This window comes from Pseudomonas sp. GW823-FHT04A03, from assembly GCF_058796615.1.
On record NZ_JBXAIV010000008.1, the window covers coordinates 202798 to 221245 of the forward strand.

Genomic DNA, 18448 nt, shown 5'->3' on the forward strand with positions numbered 1-18448 from the left:
TCCGCCGCGCTTTCAGTGCATGCAGCCGCTGAGAATCGTCTGCTCCAGGTGATCTAGATGACGGTTCATCAGCGACACCGCCTCGGCAGCGTCATCACGCTCGATCGCTTCGACGATCCGGGCGTGATCCTGCCAGCCGCAACAGCTGTGCGTGCTTTCAGTGCAACGCGCAATCGCCAGTGAGGTCAGCGGCACCAACGTGCCAAGAAAATGCGCCAACGGTGCGTTCCGCGCCATTTTCGCGACCTGCAAATGAAACTCCCCGGACAGGCGAATTGCCGCCCCGCGCCGATCTTTATCCACAGCCTGACGCTCGCGTTCGATCAACGCTCGCAGGCGCTTCAAATCTTCAGCCTGTGCGTGCTGGCAAGCCAATCGAACCAGCGTGTTCTCGGCCAGGCGCCGGGCGTGCAGCGCTTGACGTGTCTGCTCGGCGTCCGGCGTGGCTACTCGCGGTCGGTGGTTGGCCCGCAGCACGATGATCTGTTCGTGGGACAGCTGGGTCAGCACCCGACGCACATCGGCGCGGCTGACGCCGAACATCTGCTTCAGGCTCTCTTCGGTAAACCGGCTGGCGGCATCGATGCGTTGCTCGAGGATTGCGTCGAACAGGCGCGGATACAGATCCTCCACCGGCGCGTGCAGGCGGGAGAAGGGCAGGGCTGCCGAGGTCGGGCGAGGGTGCGACGGCGTGGCAAGACTGTTCATGGCCGGTCTCCAGTGTGAAGCGTTTCAGTGGCTCAGGTTGTCATCCGGAATATTCAGCTCGATGCCCATCCGCTGGCCTTCGCGCAGGATGTGTCGGCGCATTTCGGCGCTGGCCTGGGCGCTGTTCTTGCTGCGGATCGCGCGCACCACGGCTTCGTTTTCCTCAAGGCGTTCGGCCAGGTGCTCCGGCGAATTGCGCAGTACTTCGGCGCTTTGCTTGAGGGCATTGCTGGTCTGTTGCACCACGCTCTGGAAAATCGGGTTCGAGGTCAGGGTGAACAGCTCCTCGTGGAACGCGATGTAGGCGCTGACGCCGGCCTCGCTGTCGCCCGCTTCGAGGGCTTCGCGCATGTCCATCAGGGTCAGGCGCAACTGCCCGACTTCCTTGCTGCTGATCGACTGCGCCACCAGACCGACAATGAACGGTTCGAGGGTGTAGCGCAGTTGCAGCACGTCTTCGAGGCTGGCACCGGCCACTGCGCTGTCGTGGCTTTGACTGTCACTGGCCTGCACGTCGAGCACCACCACGCCTTTGCCCGGCATCGAGCGCACCAGACCGAGGGTTTCCAGCACGATCACCGCTTCGCGCAGGCTCGGGCGGCTGATGCCCAGTTGTTCGGCCAGTTCGCGCTGGCCCGGCAACATCTCGCCGGAGCGCCACTGACCACGGGCCAGCGCGGCCCGGAGTTTTTCCACCACTGAGTTGACGACGGTTGATGTAGTAATCACGTGTTCGCTCCATGAGCCGTGCCTGCATTGGCGCAGGCACGGCGCTCATTCAGAATTCTTTGGCCGCCGCTTGAGCGACCGTTTTTCTCGGCTGAAAGTTATAGCCCTGCTCGCCGTTGAGCACCTTGTTCGCCCGCTGCACGTCGATGTCCTTTTCCCAGCGGGCGATGGCCACGGTGGCGACGCAGTTGCCGATCAGGTTGGTCAGCGCGCGACCGATGCCCATGAACCAGTCCACCGCCAGCACCAGCACCAGACCGACCACCGGAATCGCCGGGATGGCCGTCAGCGTAGCCGCGAGAATCACCAGCGCCGAACCCGGAATGCCGTGGGCACCTTTGGAGGTAATCAGCGACACCAACAGAATCGTCAGCAGATCGGTCATGGCCAGCGGTGTACCGGTGGCGTTGGCAATGAACACGATGGCCAGGGTCAGGTAGATCGAAAAGCCGTCGAGGTTGAACGAGTAACCGGTTGGAATCACCAGCCCGACGGTGGAGCTGCCGATGCCCAGATGTTCAAGCTTGCGCATGATCTGCGGCAGCACGGCGTCGGAGGACGCGGTGCCCATGACGATCAGCAATTCTTCACGCAGGTACTTGAGCAGCGGCCACATGCGCAGGCCGGACACGCGCATCACCAGACCGAGAATCAGCGCGACGAAGGCGATGCAGGTCAGGTAGAACAAGCCGACCAGGCTGCCGAGGTGTTGCAGCGAATCCAGGCCATATTTGCTGGTGGTGAAGGCGATGGCGCCGAACACACCGATCGGCGCCAGACGCACGATCATGCCCATGATGCGGAAGATCACATGGCTCAATTCGTTGATCAGCCGCGAGATCCCGGAAGCGGCTTCGCCCACCAGATTCAGCGCGCTGCCGAACAGCACCGAGAACAGCAGGACTTGCAGAATGTTGTTGTCAGCGAAGGCGCCGAGTACCGAGGTCGGGATCAGGTCCATCAGGAACTGGGTGGTGGTGTGCATGTGCTGGCCGCGTTCGGCGATGTCGCCCATGTCGGCGGCGGACAGCTGCTCCAGATGGATGTTGGCGCCGCTGCCGATCCCGGTGCTGAACGCGAACACCAGACCGATCACCAGGGCGATGGTGGTCAGCACTTCGAAGTAGATCACCGACTTGAGGCCGATGCGCCCGACCTTCTTCAGATCGCCGGCGCCGCTGATGCCGCTGACCACCACGCAGAACACGATCAGGCCGATGAGCATCTTGATCAGTTTGATGAAACCGTCGCCGAGCGGTTTGAGCTGGGCCGAGTATTCAGGAAGGGTCAGCCCGCAGACGATGCCGAGCACCAGTCCGAGAACCACTTGGAGGAAGATTGAACGCGAGCACCATCTGAGCATGGGAGGAATCCTGGTCGGTGTCCTGGCTGCCGTGCGCGGGGCGCATCAGATTCAGAACTTAATTATTGTGGTCTTACCGGTATGTCCAGTGCGGGTGCAGTCTAGGCGCTGTTTTTTAGGGATCGCAAGTGAAAAATGACGAATTGGCATGACCGGTCTGACCAGTTGAGCGCCAGGCCCCGACCTTGAGCCATTCGCAGTCCGAAACTTTTTTGCGGGCGAAAAAAAACCGGCCATCACTGGCCGGTTTTTCATGCTGCGGGTTTAACGTCGCAGTTAAGCGCCGTATACCGGCAGTTTCTTGCAGATGGCTTTGACTTTCTCACGAACGGCGTCGATCACCGCTTCGTTGTTCAGGTCAGCCAGGATGTCGCAGATCCAGCCAGCCAGCTCTTTGCACTCAGCCTCTTTGAAGCCGCGAGTGGTCACAGCCGGAGTACCGAAGCGCAGGCCGGAGGTGACGAACGGGGAGCGTGGGTCGTTTGGCACGGAGTTCTTGTTCACGGTGATGAACGCTTTGCCCAGAGCGGCGTCGGCGTCTTTACCGGAGATTTCCTGCTTGATCAGCGACAGCAGGAACAGGTGGTTTTCAGTACCGCCGGAAACCACGTCGAAACCGCGCTCGATGAACACGCCGGCCATGGCCTGGGCGTTTTTCACCACTTGTTGCTGGTAAGCCTTGAACTCAGGCTGCAGTGCTTCCTTGAAGCAGATCGCTTTGGCGGCGATCACGTGCTCCAGCGGGCCACCCTGGGCGCCCGGGAATACGGCGGAGTTCAGCTTTTTCTCGATGTCGGCGTTGGCCTTGGCCAGGATCAGGCCACCACGTGGACCGCGCAGGGTCTTGTGGGTGGTGGTGGTCACGACGTCAGCGAATGGAACCGGGTTCGGGTAGACGCCAGCGGCGACCAGACCGGCCACGTGAGCCATGTCGACGAACAGGTAGGCGCCAACCTTGTCGGCGATGGCGCGGAAGCGCGGGAAGTCGAGGATCTGCGAGTAGGCAGAGAAACCGGCCACGATCATTTTCGGCTTGTGTTCAACAGCCAGACGCTCGACTTCGTCGTAGTCGATCAGGCCGTTGGCGTCGATGCCGTACTGGATGGCGTTGTACAGCTTGCCGGAGGAGGAAACGCTGGCGCCGTGGGTCAGGTGACCGCCGTGAGCCAGGCTCATGCCCAGGATGGTGTCACCGGCCGACAGCAGGGCCAGGTAAACAGCGGCGTTGGCCTGGGAACCGGCGTGCGGCTGAACGTTGGCGTAGTCGGCGCCGAACAGTTCCTTGGCGCGGTCGATGGCCAGTTGCTCGACAACGTCGACGTACTCGCAGCCACCGTAGTAGCGCTTGCCCGGGTAGCCTTCGGCGTACTTGTTGGTCAGTACCGAGCCTTGAGCTTCCATCACCGCTGGGCTGGTGTAGTTCTCCGAAGCGATCAGCTCGATGTGTTCTTCCTGGCGCTGGGCTTCTTGCTCCATGGCGGCAAAAAGATCGGCGTCGTACTTGGCAATAGTCAAATCACGGCTGAACATGGCGGTCCTCAAGGATCGGGGGCAGAAAAGGGGGGCATTCTAACCCATCGGGTTTTGGATGGCATATGAAACGACATCATGTCGCAGACAAGTGGCGTTCATGACCAGATATGTGGCGTCCGTGCCGGCCTTCGCTGACCAGCCGGTTCGCACAATAACCGAAGCCGGCCCGCGATTTTGTGATCGACATCAATCCCTGTGGGGGCAAGTTGCTCGCGAAGAACGCGCCGCCGATCTTCAGTCGAACATGAACAGCGCATCATTGCTGAACTGCGCCTCGAACCGGCCCGCCGGCATCGGCCGTCCGAACAGATAACCCTGAACCTCGTCGCAACCATGCTCGCGCAGGAAGTCCAGTTGTTCATGGGTTTCCACGCCCTCGGCGATCACCGCCAGATTCAGACTGTGGGCCATGGCGATGATTGCCCGGGCGATCTGCGCGTCCTGCTCGCCGGACGGCAGGCCGTCGACGAAGGTGCGGTCGATCTTCAGCACGTCGATCGGGAATTGCTTGAGGTAGTTCAGCGATGAGTAACCGGTGCCAAAGTCGTCTACCGCGATGCTCAGGCCGAGGTTCTTCAAACCGGCAAGGATCTGCATCGCCTCGCTGACTTCGCGCATCAGGATACTTTCGGTCAGCTCCAGCTCCAGGCACGCCGGCGGCAGACCGGTTTCCTTGAGGATGGTGGCGATCCGCGTGCCGAGCTGGCCGTCGGAGAACTGCCTGGCGGAAATGTTCACCGAGACCTTCGGCACGCGCACGCGGCTCTGGTGCCAGGTCTTGAGCTGACGACAGGCCTCGCTGATCACCCAGTCGCCGACGTCCACCACCAGCCCGAGTTCTTCGAGCACCGGGATGAAATCCCCCGGCGGCACCAGTCCGCGACGCGGGTGACGCCAGCGCAGCAGGGCTTCGGCGCCGGTCAGGCGTTTGCCGTCGCCGCTGAACTGCGGCTGGTAATAGAGCACAAATTCGTTCTGCTCGAGGGCGTGACGCAGATCGCTTTCCAGTTCCAGGCGTTCCAGCGCACTGGCGTTCATGTCGGCCTGATAGAACTGGAAGTTGTTCTTGCCGCGCTCCTTGGCGTGGTACATCGCGGTGTCGGCGTTCTTCATCAACTGGCTGAGTTCGTTGCCGTCCTGCGGGCTCAGGGCGATGCCGATACTGGCGGTGACGAAGAACTCGCGGCCCTCCAGCACGAACGGCCGCACCAGACTGGCGAGGATCTGCTCGGCCACGTGGATCGCACGGTTCAGCGCCATTTCGCGGCTGGAACGGTGTTGCAGCAACAGGGTGAATTCGTCGCCGCCCATCCGCGCCACGGTGTCGTCATCGTCGACGCAGGCCAGCAATCGCGTGGCCATGTCCTTGAGCATGCGGTCGCCGGCAGCGTGGCCGAGGGAGTCGTTGATCGGTTTGAAACGGTCAAGGTCGAGGAACATCAGCACCACCCACGACTTCTGCCGCTCGGCCGATTGCAGCGCGGTGTGCAGGCGATCCTGGAACAGCGTGCGGTTCGGCAGGTGAGTCAGGGCGTCGTAGTAGGCGAGGCGGTGAATCCGCTGCTCGCTGGCCTTGCGCTCGCTGATGTCGCTGAAGAAGCACACGTAACTGGCAAGATCACCCTCGTCATCGAGCACGGCGGTGATGCCGACCCAAGCCGGGTAGTGCTCACCGTTGCGGCGTTTGAGCCAGACCTCACCTTCCCAGGTGCTGTGCTGATGCAACTGCTTGAGCACGTAGCGCAGGTGCGCGTCCTGCTGTTCGTCGACGGTCAGCATGTTCGGCAACTGGTCGAGCACTTCGCTCACCGCGTAACCGCTGACCCGACTGAACGCCTCGTTGGCCTGGACGATGTAACCGGCCGGGTCGGTGATCAGGATCGCCGAAGTCGAGTGCTCGAATACCGTGGCCGCCATGCGCAGGTCTTTCTCGGCGCGGCGCTGCTGGCTGATGTCGCGACCGACTCCGAGCACGCCTTCGAAGGCGCCGTGTTCGTCCCACACCAGCACCAGACGCAGTTCGATCGGGATCTTGCGGCCGTCGGCGCGCAGGCAGTCGAACAGGAACATCTGGGTCTGCACCTGGCTACGCAAGATGACCAGTTGCTCGGGTTTGCCCAAGGCTTTGCTGACGCGATCCATCAGGTGATAGATGCCGCTCAACTGCTGTGGGTTGGCGATGGTCGATTGCCAGCCGTTCTGGAAAATCCATTCGGCGTCGTAGCCCAGTACCGCCTGCACCGACGGGCTGACGTAGTTCAGCGAGAGCTTGCTGTCGGTGGAGAAAATCACGTCGCCGATGCTTTCGGCGAGCATCCGATAACGCTGTTCGCTGTCGCGCAACGATTCGCTGGCTTCGATCTGCTCGGTGATGTCCTTGGCCACGCCGATGATCCGCGTGACCTGATCGTGCTTGTCCCGGGCCAGCGCCTGTTCGCGAATATCGAAGCGCCGCCACTTGCCGTCGCGGTGACGGAAACGCAGCTGACATTGCAGCAACTGGCTATAACCGGCGTGACGCTGCATCTGCCGCGAGCGATGGTAATAGTCGGCGTCTTCAGGGTGCAGGAGGATTTCCCAGAAGTACTCGCCCATCTGATGCAGTTCGGTGCGGTTGTAACCGAGGGTCTGGCCGAGGTGGTGGTTGCTGAAAATCATCCGCTGGCTGATCACATCCTGCACATACAGGTGATCCGGCACGGTGCGCACCACGTCCGACCAGAAGCCTTCGCGTTCCAGCAGCGACAGTTCGATCAGCTTGCGGCTGGTGATGTCGTTGATGCTCAGAATCACAGCCTTGTAGTCGTGCTGTTCCTGCGGCAGGCGCAGCACCAGCCACAGGTGCTGGTCGCGGCCATTGATGTCCGGCAGTTTGATTTCCAGTTCCAGCTGCTTTTGCTGCTGGAGCACGGCGTCGAGTACCTGATTGCCGATGGCGCACTGACTGTGTGGCTGACCGTCGATCAACAGTTGCCAGGCGTGGTCGCAGGAATTGACGTTGAGCAGTTGCAACGCGACCTGGTTGACCTCGGTGACCCGCAGTTCGTGGAGCAATTGCTGGCGCTGCGCCGGCTGGTCGAGCCAGGCCTTGAGCTGGTCGCTGGTCTGGATCTGGGCTTTCTCGAAAACCTGCTTGAGTCCCGAAAGATCCAGAACGCACAACGCCACGCCGGTGCCTTCGAAAATATCCTGATAACGTCGACGCCCTTCATGCACCTGACGCTGACGGCGACGCATGTTGAGCAGCGCGATAAACGGCAGCAGCGAGAGCGCCAGGCCCAACAGGCATTTGCCGATGAACGCCGGCAGCAGTTCTTCAAGCACATGCTGGCGGTCGAACAGGCCACGCAGTTGCCAGTCGCTGCTGCTCAGCGGCACGGTCAGCACGCTGTTGGCCAGATCGTCCGGGGTCAGGGTGCTGGTCTTGGAGGAGGGCAGGGCTTCGTCGCGGCTGATGATCTGATGGTTGACGCGGTTTTCCACCAACCACAGCGGACGGATACCGCTGTCGCCCTGTTTGGTCAGTGCGTCGAAGAAGGTCGGCGTCAGACGCAGCGCCCAGTAACCGCGAGTGCTACCGCTGGCCTGATGCAGCAACAGATGCACCACCGAACCGTCGTCGGCGTTGCTGAAGTAATGGGCTTGAGCGCGACTGCGGCGAACCAGATCGCTGAGGTAATCGGCGTCGTGGCTGTCAGTCGCGCTGTCGCTGAGGATTTTGCCGGACGGGCTGAGCAGCGCCAGGCTGCGCAGGTCAGGCAGCGATTGCTGAAGCTTGCGCAGCAATGCTTGCTGTTCGTCGGCTGACTGGGGCTGTTCGACGATCGGTAGCAGATTGAGGGCGATCTGCGCGTTCAGCGCCATGTTCAGGCTGACCTGAGCGGCGAGGTCAGCGGTGTAGTCGATGGTGTACTGACGCTGGTTTTTCTGGGTTTCGCGCAGTTGATCGAGCAGCTGCCAGAACAGCAGCGCGAGCAGCAACAGCACCAGTGTCGCCAGCGCGCCTTTCAATGTTCCGCGCAGGGACGAGCCGGGCGCCGGTTGGGTGCTGCTCACAGAGGCTGGCGGAGTGACGTTGGACAAGCTGTAATCCTGCGGTCTGGCTGGACTGGCGCGACGTGCACTATAAGCCGGACGCCCAAGGGGCGGCTAGCATGCCTTGAGTTGTGGCGAAGTGCCAGCCCCACTCGGCTGGACTGCCTTCCGTCATTAAGGTAGCTTTGCCGGTTACGCGGGAGCGTTCCAGCTCCTAGACTCAGACTTTTTCAGCGCGCACGCATTGATGACTATCAAGTGAACGACGCGCATCGGTCTGGCCGGGCATCGCCTGCGCTCCAATCATTCATCTGTCACTGACCCAAGGTTCTCCATGGCTCAATACGTCTTCACCATGCATCGGCTGGGCAAAGTTGTTCCGCCGAAGCGGGAAATCCTGAAAAACATTTCGCTGTCTTTCTTCCCTGGCGCCAAGATCGGCGTACTCGGCCTCAACGGTTCGGGTAAATCCACGCTGCTGAAAATCATGGCCGGCGTCGACACCGAGTTCGAAGGCGAAGCACGCCCGATGCCGGAACTGAACATCGGTTACCTGCCGCAAGAGCCGCAACTGGATCCGACCAAGACCGTGCGTGAAGTGGTCGAGGAAGCGGTCAGCGTGATCAAGGATGCGCAAGCGCGTCTGGACGAGGTCTACGCCGCTTACGCCGACCCGGATGCCGACTTCGACAAGCTGGCCGCCGAACAGGCCAAGCTCGAAGCGATCCTGCAGGCCAGCGACGGTCACAACCTTGAGCGCCAGCTGGAAGTCGCCGCCGATGCGCTGCGTCTGCCGGCCTGGGACGCCAAGGTCGAGCACCTGTCCGGTGGTGAAAAACGTCGTGTGGCCCTGTGCCGTCTGCTGCTGTCCGCCCCGGACATGCTGCTGCTCGACGAACCGACCAACCACCTGGACGCCGACTCCGTTGCGTGGCTCGAACACTTCCTGCACGACTTCCCGGGCACCGTGGTAGCGATCACGCACGACCGTTACTTCCTGGACAACGTTGCCGGCTGGATTCTGGAACTCGACCGCGGCGCGGGCATTCCTTACGAGGGCAACTATTCGGGTTGGCTGGAAGCCAAGTCCGATCGTCTGGCCCAGGAATCCAAGCAGCAATCGGCTCACGAAAAAGCCATGAAGGAAGAACTGGAGTGGGTGCGCAAAGGCGCCAAGGCCCGCCAGTCGAAATCCAAGGCTCGTCTGCAACGCTTCGAAGAAATGCAGTCGCAGGAGTTCCAGAAGCGTTCGGAAACCAACGAGATCTACATCCCGGCCGGTCCGCGCCTGGGTGACAAGGTCATCGAATTCAAGAACGTCACCAAGGGCTACGGCGATCGCGTCCTGATCGACAACCTGTCGTTCTCGATGCCCAAAGGCGCCATCGTCGGCGTGATCGGCGGTAACGGTGCCGGTAAGTCGACCCTGTTCCGCATGCTGATGGGCAAGGAAACCCCGGACTCCGGCAGCATCGAGATCGGCGAAACCGTGCAACTGGCCTGCGTTGACCAGAGCCGCGAAGACCTGGACGGCAGCAAGACTGTGTTCCAGCAGATCTCCGATGGTTCCGACCAGATCCGCATCGGCAACTACGAGATCCCGTCGCGTACCTACGTCGGTCGCTTCAACTTCAAGGGCGGCGATCAGCAGAAGTTCGTCAAGGACCTGTCCGGTGGTGAGCGCGGTCGTCTGCACCTGGCGCTGACCCTGAAGGAGGGCGGCAACGTCCTGCTGCTCGACGAACCGTCTAACGACCTCGACGTTGAAACCCTGCGTTCCCTGGAAGAAGCCCTGCTGGACTTCCCGGGCGCCGCCATTGTGATCTCTCACGATCGGTGGTTCCTTGACCGCGTCGCGACTCACATCCTGGCGTACGAAGACGACTCGCAAGCGGTGTTCTTTGAAGGTAACTACACCGAGTACGAAGCCGATCGCAAAAAGCGCCTCGGCGAAGCAGCGGCCCAGCCACACCGGGTACGCCACAAGAAACTGGCCTGATAACAGGTTGGTTGCATGAAAAAGCGGAGCCTTCGGGCTCCGCTTTTTTTTTGCCTGCAATGCAGACTGTTTTATAGCGTGTGTACTATTTGTTTTCATAAATGCGACATTTTTGTCTGTTGCTGTGTACATGTCGTTTGTTACAGTCCGGCTCAATCTCCTCCAACGACAACAAATTTGCCGAGACTTTTCCCATGATCGAATCCGTCGAATCCTTCCTCGCCCGTCTGAAAAAGCGCGATCCGGATCAACCCGAATTCCACCAGGCCGTCGAAGAAGTCCTGCGCAGCCTGTGGCCGTTTCTCGAAGCCAATCCGCACTATCTGACCTCGGGAATTCTGGAGCGTATCTGCGAGCCGGAGCGGGCGGTGGTGTTCCGTGTTTCGTGGGTCGACGATCAGGGCAAGGTCCAGGTCAATCGCGGTTTCCGCATCCAGATGAACAGCGCCATCGGCCCGTACAAGGGCGGCTTGCGCTTCCACCCTTCGGTGAACATGGGCGTGCTGAAATTCCTCGCCTTCGAACAGACCTTCAAGAACTCCCTGACCTCGTTACCCATGGGTGGCGGCAAGGGCGGTTCGGACTTCGATCCGAAGGGCAAGAGCGACGCCGAAGTCATGCGTTTCTGCCAGGCGTTCATGAGCGAACTGTACCGCCACATCGGTGCCGACGTGGACGTACCGGCCGGCGATATCGGTGTCGGCGCCCGGGAGATCGGTTTCCTGTTCGGCCAGTACAAACGCCTGAGCAACCAGTTCACCAGCGTGCTGACCGGCAAGGGCATGACCTACGGAGGCAGCCTGATCCGTCCGGAAGCCACCGGTTTCGGTTGCGTGTACTTCGCCGAGGAAATGCTCAAGCGCCGCGAGCAGACCGTCGAAGGCAAACGCGTGGCGATCTCCGGCTCCGGCAACGTTGCGCAGTATGCAGCCCGCAAGGTGATGGACCTGGGCGGCAAAGTGATTTCCCTGTCCGACTCCGAAGGCACGTTGTACTGCGAGGCAGGCCTGAGCGAAGAACAGTGGTTGGCGCTGCTGGAACTGAAGAACGTCAAGCGTGGGCGGATCAGCGAATTGGCGGCGGCATTCGGCCTGGAGTTCCGTGCCGGTCAACTGCCATGGTCGTTGCCGTGCGACATCGCGCTGCCATGCGCGACCCAGAACGAACTCGACGCCGAATCCGCCCGCACCTTGCTGCGCAACGGCTGCATCTGCGTGGCCGAAGGTGCGAACATGCCGACCACCCTCGAGGCTGTGGATCTCTTTATCGAGGCCGGCATTCTGTTCGCGCCGGGCAAGGCTTCGAATGCCGGCGGCGTGGCGGTCAGCGGTCTGGAGATGTCGCAGAACGCCATGCGCCTGCTGTGGACGGGCGGCGAGGTGGACAGCAAGCTGCACGGGATCATGCAGTCGATCCACCACGCCTGCGTGCATTACGGTGAGGAAAACGGCCGGATCAACTACGTCAAGGGCGCGAACATTGCCGGCTTCGTCAAAGTCGCCGACGCGATGTTGGCGCAAGGCGTAGTTTAAGCGACGGGGTTCAAGAGCGTTCGATGCGGATCACTTCGATCACTTGATCGCCGGCGGGGCGCTGCCACAGCACTTCATCGTTGAGCCGTGCGCCAAGCAGCGCACGGCCCAGCGGTGAGGCCCAGTTGATCAGGCCATTGGCCGCATCGGCCTGATCCTCGCCGACCAGTTGCACTCGGCGCTCGGTGTTGTGTTCATCGGCGTAGGTCACCCAACTGCCGATCTGCACTTTGTCGTTCGACGTCGGGGCCGGTGCGACCTGGGCGCTGCCGACCCGTTGATTGAAATAACGCAAATCCCGTTCGAGATCAGCCAGCCGCTGCTTGTCGGCCTGTTCGCCCTTGGCGGACTGTTCGGCGTGCAGGGTTTGCAGTTCGGCGACTTTCGCCTGCAACTGGGCAAGCCCTTGCGGCGTGACGTAATTTGGCTGGGTGCTGACCTGCCGTTCGACCGGCTGATCGGCTTGCGCAGCGGCGTTGTCTTCGTTGACGAAGGCGCGACTCATGATGGGCTCCTGTTACAACCGTTGGGCCATGGTCGCAGGCAAAAGGTTTCGCTGGATGTCTGGAAACGACCTACTGCGAACGATAAGCCCGCGCGGCGCCCTGGTCCTTTTCCTGCTGCCAGGCGCGCTCGCGTTCGTCCCAGTGTTCATTGCGATACTGTTCGCGATCCTTGTTTTCCAGCATCGCCTGGCACTGGCGGAAGCCGTCGCTCCAGCCTTCGGCGTATTGCTTGTCCTTGAGATAGCGCGGCACGTTCTTGCGAAACTCGCCGCTGATCGAACCGGCCGCCTGACGACCGCTGATGCAACCGTCATCGAACCCGTCGGCGAACGCCGGTGGATAACCCTTGGCAATCAGATCTTCGTGGGTGCTCTGACAGCCACCCAGCAACAGCAACACGCCCGCAAAAACCGCACACCGCCACATCACACTCTCCCGGGCCGTCTAACGGCTGATAGGGAAAGTCTAGAAGCGGATTCGTCGGAAGGATGTGAAAGGTGCGTGAGCAATCTGTAGAACACCGCAATTTCCTGTGGGAGCGAGCTTGCTCGCGATGACGGAGTGTCAGTCACCTCAATATCGACTGACCGATTGCCATCGCGAGCAAGCTCGCTCCCACAGTGGTCGTTTCAGTAGTGATACCACTTCACTTCCAGCATCACCTCGGTTTCCGGCGTGGCCAGATGGCTGAACTCGCGCTGGGCGCTCAGGCGCAGGCCGAGGTTGCGCGACAATTCCCACTGCTGATTCAGACTCAGGCTACGGCGCACTTCACCATTGAAGAAATAATCGCCTTTGGCCTCCAGGCTGAGATTGCCCAGCGGGTTTTTCCACAGCACGCCGGTATTGAAACCGCCTGCGGGGGAAACGAACTCGGCGAAATCATTGTTGTGTTCAACGCGCACTGTGCCGAGGGCAAAACCCAGTACATCATCTCCCAGCGCCCAGGTTCCACCGCCGCCACCGTTGACGTGGCTGACCAGCGTCTCGTCGTCATGCTTGCCCGGCACGCGTTCAAGACCACCGGTGACTTGCCACGACAGCGGCTGCAACAGCGCATTGCGCGGCGTCAGCGAACGGATGGTCGCCAGATCCAGCTGCTGGAACTGCCAGTGATTGCCTTCGTACTGGCGCAGCTTCATTTGCAGGATTTCGATCTGCGCGCCGAGGGGGAAACTCTCGGCGTTGTCGTTGAGGTCGTGATAGGCCATGCGCAAGCCGTACTCGCCGAACGCGCGGTCACCGCGCGTGCCGAGACCGGCTTGCCAGGTGCGCGATTCGTGGCCGTCTTCGGGCAGGCCCGGTTGTGGAATTTGCAGCTCCGGCGCCGGGTTCTTGTTGATCGCCCGCAGCAGTTCGAAACTGCGCTGGGCCCGTTGCGGATCACGTTCCTGGCCGTTGGCGCGGTAGCGCTCCAGCCGATACGCGGCGTCGATGATCAGCGCTTGCCGATCCCGGGGTAGGGCCTTGAAGGCTGGATCCTGCAATTGCTGCTGGTCGGCGCTGACTTTCAGCACCCAGTCCTGTTCTTCGCCGCTCAAGGGCTCGGCGCGGCTGAGCAGTTCGCGCTCGCGGGACGGGCGATACTCGATGTGCTCGACCAACCCGGCTTCCTTCACCGCTTTGACGGTGTCGGTCGGGATCGCGGTCAGCGGGAATTGTTCGGTCAGGCGCAAACTCGGACGGGCGACTTGCAGAAGTTCGAGCAGGCGATAGGAGCAGTTTTCATCGAAGAAGAAATAGTCGAACTGGATCTGCTTCAGCTCCCACACATGCTCGACCATTCGCGCGGTTTCGGCTTGCGTCAGATTGAGCCGGTATTCCCACAGGTCGCGGTTTTCGAGGCTGCGGTATTCCGAGAGTTTTTCTTGATAGGGCACCAGCGCGAACAGCCCCGGATAACCGCCCATCAGGCCTTTCCAGGCGTAGAGAATGCTGTTGTCCGAACCTTCGATGTAGGCGCCGAAGTTGATCGCATAACTGAGCAGCGAGGTCTTGTCGCTCTGCACGTCAGCCTGGTCGATGCGCAGCAGGGTGTGGCCGAACATCGACGACGGGCTGTTGAGGTAGGCCGCCGGGAAAATCATCACCGCGCTGTGGGGCGAGACGTCCTTGAACCATTTCTTGAATTCGGCGCAGTCCGGGGTCGGCAGGTCGGTCAGGTTGAGTTGATCTTTCAACCAGCGGGTGCGTGCGGGGTAGACGCACTGGGCGTGTTGCTCACCGAGACGGGCGGGGGCGTACAGCGCTTGCACGGTGGCGGCCAGTTCATGGTCGGGGTGTTCGTTGCCATCGGGGGCGAGGAAGAATTTTTTGTCGCTGACGTAGCTGCGCCAGCCACCGAGTTTGGCGGTTTCGTAATGACCGAGGGAAATCCAGAAGCGGTCGTTGGCCAGTTGCTGCAAACGTTGAGGGTCGATGTGAGGCGCGGCGGACAACGGGGCGCAGACACACAGCGCCAGCCAGGCAAGGCGTTTGAGCATAAATGGCAACTTAAGTCGAAAGAAACAAAGACCCAAGAAGGGCGGGTCGAAAAAATAAAACCCGCTTCCCGAAAGAAGCGGGTGGGTCGAGCTTAAGCCTGAGTCGCGTACTTGGCCAGACGTGGGTCTGCTTTCAGAACGGCCAGGGTGTTGGTATGCACGTCTTCGGCGGTCACGTCAGCCTTGCTGAAGATCTGCTGGAAGTGCTCGTGAGTGACGGCGGCGAAGTGCGCACGGTCTTCCGGCGCCACGCCCAGTACCACGGCATAGGTCGTCAGCGCTTCGCCGTTGCCTTTTGCCATGTCTTCGGACAGCTCGTTCATCATGCCATTCATGGCAAACCAGGATTTGCCGCCGTAGGTCAGCGATGCGTTGGTGGAGCAACCGTTGGTGCCGGACGTCATGCCGAATGTGGCGTTGCCGGAGGTGCCGTTGGTGGTGGATGCCAGGAAGTGAGCCGGGGTGCCACGCTGACCTTCGAACAGCATGTTGCCCCAACCGCAATCCGGGCCGCCTGGAGCTTGCGCCATTGCGTTGATGGATACAGCGGTGAAGAGAGTACCGAGAAGAATCCGTTTCATAGCTTTGTTCTCTTTATGTGCATACCAATGGACAGGGTTCTGGCCCCCCAAGCTCTGTACGAAACAGATCCAAACGAAGCCAGTGGGCCGGTATTAGTTCCAGCCGCGCAGTTTGGAGTTTAGGCACGTTCCCGGGGTTCCGTGATTTTTTACGAAAGATTTGACGATACCCCCGGTTTCACTGGGGCTGCGTCAAGGTTGGCCGGTTGTCTATGCTTTGTCGTATGGCGCGCCTTGCCAGTGGGGCTCGGGCAGCGCCAGAATGCCGCTATCTGCCCCGCCTGATTGTTAAGGAAGCCCGATGCCTGATCCTGTTGCTGCCAGCTTGCGTCTAGCGCCCGAAGCGCTGACCCGTCCGTTTTCCGCTGAACAGTTCAGCTTCACTACCACCAATGATCTGGAGCCCTTTCGCGGTGTGCTCGGCCAGGAACGTGCGGTCGAAGCCTTGCAGTTCGGTGTGGCCATGCCACGCCCCGGTTACAACGTATTCGTCATGGGCGAGCCCGGCACCGGCCGTTTCTCGTTCGTCAAACGCTACCTGAAGGCCGAAGGCAAACGCCTGCAGACCCCGGCGGACTGGGTCTACGTCAACAATTTCGATGAGCCGCGCGAACCCCGCGCCCTGGAATTGCCATCGGGCAGCGCCGCTGCCTTCATCGGCGATATCAACGGCTTGATCGACAACCTGCTGTCGACCTTTCCTGCGGTGTTCGAACACCCGTCCTACCAGCAGAAGAAGAGCGCTATCGACCGCGCCTTCAACCAGCGCTACGACAAGGCGCTGGACGTCATCGAACGTCTGGCCCTGGAAAAAGACGTCGCCCTGTACCGCGACAGCAGCAACATCGCCTTCACCCCGATGCTTGAAGGCAAGGCGCTGGACGAAGCCGAATTCGCCCAGTTGCCGGAGGCCGAGCGCGAGCGTTTCCACGAGGACATTTCAGGCCTCGAAGAGCGCCTGAACGAAGAACTCGCCAGCCTGCCGCAGTGGAAGCGCGAGTCGAGCAACCAGCTGCGTCAGCTCAACGAAGAAACCATCACCCTGGCCCTGCAGCCTTTGCTCGCACCGCTGTCGGAAAAGTACGCGGAAAATGCGGCCGTCTGCGGTTACCTGCAGGCGATGCAGGTGTATCTGCTGAAAACCGTGGTCGAGCAACTGGTCGATGACAGCAAGACCGACGCCGTCGCGCGCAAGCTGCTGGAAGAGCAATACGCCCCGAGCCTGGTGGTCGGCCATCCGGCCAGCGGCGGTGCACCGGTGGTGTTCGAGCCGCATCCGACCTACGAAAACCTGTTCGGCCGTATCGAGTACACCACCGATCAGGGCGCGCTCTACACCACTTATCGCCAGTTGCGTCCGGGTGCACTGCACCGCGCCAATGGCGGTTTCCTGATTCTTGAAGCGGAAAAAATGCTCGGCGAGCCCTTCGTGTGGGATGCGCTCAAGCGCGCCCTGCAATCGCGCAAGCTGAAGATGGAATCGCCATTGGGCGAGATGGGCCGTTTCGCTACCGTGACGCTCAACCCGCAGCACATTCCGTTGCAGGTCAAAGTGATCATCATCGGCGCCCGTCAGCTGTATTACACGCTGCAGGACCTCGATCCGGACTTCCAGGAGATGTTCCGCGTTCTGGTGGACTTCGACGAAGACATCCCGATGGTCGACGAAAGCCTGGAGCAGTTCGCCCAGTTGCTGAAGACCCGCACTTCGGAAGAAGGCATGGCGCCGCTGACAGCCGACGCGGTGGCACGCCTGGCGACTTACAGTGCACGTCTGGCCGAACACCAGGGGCGTTTGTCGGCGCGGATCGGCGATCTGTTCCAGCTGGTCAGCGAGGCGGATTTCATCCGGCATCTGGCCAACGATGAAATGACCGATGCCGGCCACATCGAGCGTGCGCTCAAGGCCAAGGCCACCCGTACCGGTCGGGTGTCGGCGCGGATTCTCGATGACATGCTGGCGGGGATCATCCTGATCGACACCGACGGCGCGGCGGTCGGCAAGTGCAACGGTTTGACCGTGCTCGAAGTCGGCGACTCGGCGTTTGGCGTGCCGGCGCGGATTTCCGCCACGGTGTACCCGGGTGGCAGCGGCATCGTCGACATCGAGCGTGAGGTCAACCTCGGCCAGCCGATCCACTCCAAGGGCGTGATGATCCTCACCGGGTATCTGGGCAGCCGTTACGCTCAGGAATTCCCGCTGGCGATTTCCGCGAGCATCGCGCTGGAGCAATCCTACGGCTACGTCGATGGCGACAGTGCGTCGCTGGGCGAGGCGTGCACGCTGATTTCGGCGTTGTCGAAAACCCCGCTCAAGCAGTGCTTCGCGATCACCGGCTCGATCAACCAGTTCGGTGAAGTGCAGGCGGTGGGCGGGGTCAACGAGAAGATCGAAGGCTTCTTCCGTCTCTGCGAAGCACGCGGGCTGACGGGCGAGCAGGGCGCGATCATTCCGCAGGCCAACGTCGCCACCTTGATGCTCGACGAGAAGGTGCTGGCGGCGGTGCGTGCCGGGCAGTTCCACGTTTACGCGGTGCGTCAGGCCGACGAAGCGTTGAGCCTGCTGGTGGGCGAGCCGGCCGGTGAGCCGAACGAAGAGGGCGAATTCCCGGAAGGCAGCGTCAACGCGCGGGTGGTGGAGCGTCTGCGAGTGATTGCCGAGATGATCAGCGAAGAGGATCTGAAAGAAGCCGAGAAGGAACTGGCGCAGGAGGCGCTGGCGGAGGCCAAACCGGCGTAAGCCAGGCCGCCTTCAAAAAAAACGGGAGCCTTGTGCTCCCGTTTTTGTTTTGTCGTGAACGTCGGCAAAAGTGCCATCACTCTGGCGTCAATATTCACACAATGACCATTCGGCGCCTTCTGGTTCTGTGCGGCTTGCGCGGCGGACTTTTCTTCTATTCTCTGCTCAAGGACATCGACAGTATCACTGGATCGAAACAGCTCTTCAGCAAGGGCTGAACACCGGCTTTACCGAGGGTC

12 protein-coding genes are annotated in these 18448 nt (G+C 61.1%); 3 read left to right on the top strand and 9 right to left on the bottom strand.

All coding sequences use genetic code 11. The features are described 5' to 3' along the window. Positions 1–12: 12 nt before the first annotated feature. The 5 genes from AC1Q9F_RS20660 to morA form a co-directional block, all read right to left on the bottom strand. Complete coding sequence (locus AC1Q9F_RS20660) at positions 13–708, bottom strand: GntR family transcriptional regulator (RefSeq protein WP_492620729.1); 696 nt, start codon at positions 706–708, stop codon at positions 13–15. A gap of 24 nt (positions 709–732) precedes the next feature. Next, entirely contained in the window at positions 733–1437 is a 705-nt protein-coding gene (locus AC1Q9F_RS20665; RefSeq protein WP_230733623.1) for a FadR/GntR family transcriptional regulator, read from the bottom strand. Between the two features lie 49 nt (positions 1438–1486). Beyond that, positions 1487–2800, bottom strand: a complete 1314-nt coding sequence (locus AC1Q9F_RS20670) for a C4-dicarboxylate transporter DctA (RefSeq protein WP_207983984.1) — start codon at positions 2798–2800, stop codon at positions 1487–1489. 276 nt (positions 2801–3076) lie between these two features. Beyond that, entirely contained in the window at positions 3077–4330 is a 1254-nt protein-coding gene (gene glyA, locus AC1Q9F_RS20675; protein WP_007950978.1) for a serine hydroxymethyltransferase, read from the bottom strand. 237 nt (positions 4331–4567) lie between these two features. Further along, positions 4568–8416 carry a cyclic di-GMP receptor MorA gene (gene morA, locus AC1Q9F_RS20680; RefSeq protein WP_492634785.1) on the bottom strand — a complete coding sequence of 1283 codons (3849 nt, stop codon included), beginning with the start codon at positions 8414–8416 and terminating at the stop codon, positions 4568–4570. 286 nt (positions 8417–8702) lie between these two features. Here morA and ettA point away from each other — a divergent pair, with 286 nt between their 5' ends. After that, positions 8703–10367, top strand: a complete 1665-nt coding sequence (ettA, locus tag AC1Q9F_RS20685; RefSeq protein ID WP_007950976.1) for an energy-dependent translational throttle protein EttA — start codon at positions 8703–8705, stop codon at positions 10365–10367. A gap of 194 nt (positions 10368–10561) precedes the next feature. After that, positions 10562–11899, top strand: coding sequence for an NADP-specific glutamate dehydrogenase (gdhA, locus tag AC1Q9F_RS20690; protein WP_085747705.1), 1338 nt, complete (start codon positions 10562–10564; stop codon positions 11897–11899). 10 nt (positions 11900–11909) lie between these two features. Here the strand turns inward: gdhA and AC1Q9F_RS20695 are convergent, their stop codons facing one another. The 4 genes from AC1Q9F_RS20695 to AC1Q9F_RS20710 form a co-directional block, all read right to left on the bottom strand. Next, a complete protein-coding gene (locus AC1Q9F_RS20695; protein WP_492620727.1) occupies positions 11910–12404 on the bottom strand; it encodes a GreA/GreB family elongation factor in 495 nt (164 codons plus the stop codon). 70 nt (positions 12405–12474) lie between these two features. Next, positions 12475–12831, bottom strand: coding sequence for a hypothetical protein (locus AC1Q9F_RS20700; protein ID WP_007950973.1), 357 nt, complete (start codon positions 12829–12831; stop codon positions 12475–12477). 203 nt (positions 12832–13034) lie between these two features. Continuing rightward, on the bottom strand, positions 13035–14888 hold the full coding sequence (locus AC1Q9F_RS20705; RefSeq protein ID WP_289203835.1) for an Lnb N-terminal periplasmic domain-containing protein: 1854 nt from the start codon (positions 14886–14888) through the stop codon (positions 13035–13037). A gap of 92 nt (positions 14889–14980) precedes the next feature. Continuing rightward, positions 14981–15469 carry a DUF3015 domain-containing protein gene (locus tag AC1Q9F_RS20710; protein WP_007950971.1) on the bottom strand — a complete coding sequence of 163 codons (489 nt, stop codon included), beginning with the start codon at positions 15467–15469 and terminating at the stop codon, positions 14981–14983. Positions 15470–15770: 301 nt separating this feature from the next. Here AC1Q9F_RS20710 and AC1Q9F_RS20715 point away from each other — a divergent pair, with 301 nt between their 5' ends. Then, a complete protein-coding gene (locus AC1Q9F_RS20715) occupies positions 15771–18209 on the top strand; it encodes a Lon protease family protein (RefSeq protein WP_007950970.1) in 2439 nt (812 codons plus the stop codon). Positions 18210–18448 lie beyond the last annotated feature (239 nt).